The following is a 3,667-nucleotide window of genomic DNA, read 5'->3' on the forward strand; positions in this document are numbered from 1 at the left end:
ATTCTCAATTCAACTGTACATCATTCGGGCGTTTTCTCAATTCAAATGTATACGCGTAAATCAGCAGCGTTTCGTAACGCATTGAAATTCAACAGGCCGATTTCTCAATTTCTGATGTGTCCTGACACCCTGTTCTTCTGACGGAGAACTATGACGCTTGGGGTCGAATACAAGGTCGCAGACCCATCAATCAAGATTTTGGATCAAGTGCTCAGTTCGACGCTTCTAATACCACTGAGTCGAGGGGAAAAAGTAGGGCGGCCAGAATTGGAGGCAGAGTGCGGCGCGTTGGTTAAACGCCAAATACGACGCGGCGAACGCCATTCTCGACATGAAGGACAGTTCCGCAAACGCGGCCGCGGCGATGATTATCGCTGCGGCGTTTTTGACGCGTCCTGGATACTTTCAATCGAAGACGCTGCTTTAGGCAATTTAGCCAGTGCACTCACCGCATTGCAGCCCAGCCTTCGCGGCAAGATCGGCGGCATCGAGGATTGCATTCCCGCACTCGAGCGCTTGATCCGCCACAACGCTGACGGCTCACCTCCGTCGCCGAGAGCGCCCCGACCGTGGATGTAACGGCGGGGCGTTTTGCGTTTTTGGGGAGTTGAAGCCGCTCGCCACGGCGCTAATTCTATGCCCCGCAATGTTGGTGCAATCGCGCCGACACGACCCTCCCAGGGGTTGTGCAAAATTCGCCCGGTCAGCAATGGCCGGGCTTTTCGTTTGCGCTCGATCAGCGGCGCCGTCGCCGGATCAAGCCAAACACCAATTTCTACTCGGCCTTTCCCAGCCTGGTCGGGTCGAAGATAAAATAGCGGCCGCCGATCGATCCTTCGAACCAAGATGATTCGTCGCGGCGCTGCAGATAGAATTTTACTTGCGTATTGGGAACGCCGACAACCATCACCGTGTCTCGGAGTTCATCGACTTCAACCGTCAACGGCTCGTCGTGGCGATCGATGTCAATAAGGACTATGCGCCGGCCCATGCTCAAAACCCTTGATCGACTGGCAAAATGACCATGCGGCTCGTGCCGCCCAGTTTGCCCGCCATCAGCATGCGGGCAAGGTTGGCCTTGGCGCCGGGGGTCTCGCCTTCGTAGCAGTCAAGGATTTCGCGAACGCGGAAGGTGAGATTCATGGAAGTTGGGTCCGTGTGACGCTGAAATGCCTTCAGCAGAATACGAGCCGACACTGCATCCCATTGGCCAAGGCGTCGGGGGCGGGTTATGTGGAATGCGGGTCGCGATCTTAATTCGTAAGTTAGCAGTTCGAACCGCGTGCGCCAAAAATGTTCCCAAGGTCACTGTCATTTGTCCGCTGCGGCTTGCTGTTGGATGTGACCACGTGGCCGCCCGCTCTAGCGAGAAGTTCGTGCGTGCCCAGCATAGGCGAGGGTTCCAGCTCAGGACAAACGGTGGCGGTAGTGCTTCGCTCAACGTTGGCAAGCGTTTTTCATGAACGTTATCGTCAGCAACTCGATAGTATGCCAGGATAAGGGCGTAGTGATCAAAGGCGGCTACGCGGAAATGCCGCGCATGGCATGATTAAAGCGACGACGGGCCACGTTAAACTTGGCAAATGGCGCCGAGCGCGAGCTTGCGAAAGAAGTTGTGGTGAGCCTGCTGACTGCAAACCGCATTCGGTGGCGTCGCCGGCGCGGGCAAGCATGACGTTGCGCTACCTCAAGTGGTCAAGCTCTTAGAGCGAATTCGTCTTAACCCGGCTCGTATCCAGCGGCGGCGAAGAAGATTTTTTGCTTTCTTGTGGCGTGAACTCTTGGAACACGGCGCCGATCCTGTCCCAGGGACCGTCGACGGTTCGCTAGGCGGCTCTGCGCAACAGCGCTTTCAGTTCGAAGAAAGGCGTTTTCGATCGGTTGGAAGTCGGGACCATAGGGAGTCAGATAAAGCAGCGTCGCTCTCGGCTCGTAACCGCTGCTGTCAGCTTGCAATCATTCACAAATTGCTCCTGAGGTCGGGCGAGATCTGTGTCGCAAGAATCCGACACCCGCCAACACGGCGGGCGTCTTTGATGCGAACAGCCTGGGCGTCACTGGCAAACCCAAACCCAGTGGCCTTGATCCCATACCCAACAAGGACCGCTGAAGGGCATGCCTCCACCGTAGCCATAGTAGCCGCTCCAATCCCTGTGCTGATAGCGGTAGTGCCCTCCGTAGTCTGGCAGATACCGACCGTGGTGAAATGTGCCGGCTTGCGCCAATGACGCCCACAACATTGCGGCTGCTAGAACTGCGCCAGAAGTTAGCATTTTGCGCATAGGGTCCTCCCTATTCTTCTGACGGAGAACTATGACGCTTGGGGTCGAATACAAGGGCGCAGACCCATCAATCAAGATTTTGGATCAAGCGCTCGCTCCGAAGCTTCTAATGCCATTGAAGGTATTGCATCGTTCAACAACAACTATGCAGCGCGCCCCCTTCAGTTCTTCAGGTCTCCATGTGGCCGAACGACCTGTCAGCACAAATTAGCAGAGGGGCTCTCATCATCCCGAGGATCGGCGTTTCAAAGATTGCTCTGTCAGCCTTGGCTGTGATTACGACGCCGACTTTTGGCTATGATTCGCGGAATGAAAGCCGGAATCTCGGCCATGTACTGTCGATATGGCGCGCCGAATTCAGTGAGCGCCTCATTTTCTTCTGCCCGGGCGAGGCGCACGTACATGACGACGAGGACCGGAAACATCGCCAGCGTCAGCAATGTCGGCCATTGCAAGAGGAAGCCGAGCATGACGAGTATGAAACCGACGTATTGGGGATGACGCACATACGCGTACACTCCAGTGGTTGCGAGTTCGTGTCGGCGCTGCGCCTCATAGAGGACGCTCCAGCCCGCTGAAATCAAAATAAAGCCGCCGCCGATGAGCGCTATGCTCGCCACGTGGAATGGGCCCCAATGCGGATTGGCTTTCCAGCCGAACATGATCTCGAGCAGATGTCCGGCATCATGCGTAAACCAGTTCACGTCAGGCCAACGGCTTTGCAGCCAGCCAGACAGCACATAGATCGTGACCGGAAAGCCGTACATTTCAGCGAACAACGCTACGAGAAACGCACTGAAGGCGCCAAAGGAACGCCAGTCGCGTTTCGTCTGCGGTTTGAAGAAGGTGAAGGCGAAAAAGATGAAGATCGCCGAATTGAGAATGACGAGCGACCACAGGCCATAAGCGGGAGCATCATCGTGCATAGGAATCATCCTCGATCATCGTGATTGTCTGCGCCGGCCTGGGGAGTCGGACTTTTCATCGGGGACTCGTTGCTCGCGCTCTCCTGCGATCCATGCCGCCCATGGCCTCCGTGCATGAAAATGTGCATGAGGGGGCAAGCCAGAAGTAGCAAGTAAGGAAGCGCTCCGAAGAGATGAGCGGTGTGTTCCGTCACGAGATAGAACCCGGCGATCGCCAGGAACCCGATCAGAACCATGTTCCCTCGCGATGCGAAGTGACCGCGCTTCGGACTGTCAGAACCGCCATTTTGCATATCGTGTTCGTGTCGCATCGCTCGCTCCTTCGAGGTTGCGCCGGCCGACAGGCGTTCTATTCGACGACCAGCCTGCCGCGGAACATGCCCATGGGGCATGCAAAATTGAATTCGCCAGACTCCCTCGGCAGGAACTCGACCGCGACGGTTTCGCCGGTGGGCAGTT

General features: G+C 56.3%; 4 protein-coding genes and 2 pseudogenes. 1 reads left to right on the forward strand and 5 read right to left on the reverse strand.

Features of this window, described 5'->3' with window-relative positions; genetic code table 11:
* The first annotated feature begins 150 nt into the window (after positions 1-150).
* Positions 151-579 (forward strand): hypothetical protein, encoded by a 429-nt coding sequence (locus QZ964_RS14740; protein ID WP_292532401.1) that lies wholly within the window; start codon positions 151-153, stop codon positions 577-579.
* A gap of 196 nt (positions 580-775) precedes the next feature.
* On the opposite strand, the gene QZ964_RS14745 is transcribed toward QZ964_RS14740, so the two are convergent.
* The 5 genes and pseudogenes from QZ964_RS14745 to QZ964_RS14765 form a co-directional block, all read right to left on the reverse strand.
* Positions 776-991, reverse strand: coding sequence for a hypothetical protein (locus QZ964_RS14745; protein ID WP_154453987.1), 216 nt, complete (start codon positions 989-991; stop codon positions 776-778).
* Positions 975-1,143, reverse strand: a pseudogene (locus tag QZ964_RS14750) (fructose-bisphosphate aldolase); the annotation flags it as partial. The gene QZ964_RS14745 and the pseudogene QZ964_RS14750, both read right to left, overlap by 17 nt.
* Before the next feature lie 576 nt (positions 1,144-1,719).
* Positions 1,720-1,923, reverse strand: a pseudogene (locus QZ964_RS14755) (IS630 family transposase); the annotation flags it as partial.
* A 619-nt stretch (positions 1,924-2,542) separates the two neighbouring features.
* On the reverse strand, positions 2,543-3,208 hold the full coding sequence (locus QZ964_RS14760) for an isoprenylcysteine carboxylmethyltransferase family protein (RefSeq protein ID WP_292532403.1): 666 nt from the start codon (positions 3,206-3,208) through the stop codon (positions 2,543-2,545).
* 5 nt (positions 3,209-3,213) lie between these two features.
* Positions 3,214-3,501 (reverse strand): DUF2933 domain-containing protein, encoded by a 288-nt coding sequence (locus QZ964_RS14765; protein ID WP_292532404.1) that lies wholly within the window; start codon positions 3,499-3,501, stop codon positions 3,214-3,216.
* Between the last annotated feature and the right edge of the window lie 166 nt (positions 3,502-3,667).

It is taken from the genome of Methylocystis sp. (genome assembly GCF_021731785.1).
GTDB lineage: Bacteria > Pseudomonadota > Alphaproteobacteria > Rhizobiales > Beijerinckiaceae > Methylocystis.

Excerpts from the sequence above, each read along its gene's own strand:
- QZ964_RS14765 (WP_292532404.1), bottom strand. The coding sequence starts at position 3,501 with ATGCAAAATGGCGGTTCTGACAGTCCGAAGCGCGGTCACTTCGCATCG.
- QZ964_RS14760 (WP_292532403.1), bottom strand. The coding sequence starts at position 3,208 with ATGCACGATGATGCTCCCGCTTATGGCCTGTGGTCGCTCGTCATTCTC.
- QZ964_RS14740 (WP_292532401.1), top strand. The coding sequence starts at position 151 with ATGACGCTTGGGGTCGAATACAAGGTCGCAGACCCATCAATCAAGATT.
- QZ964_RS14745 (WP_154453987.1), bottom strand. The coding sequence starts at position 991 with ATGGGCCGGCGCATAGTCCTTATTGACATCGATCGCCACGACGAGCCG.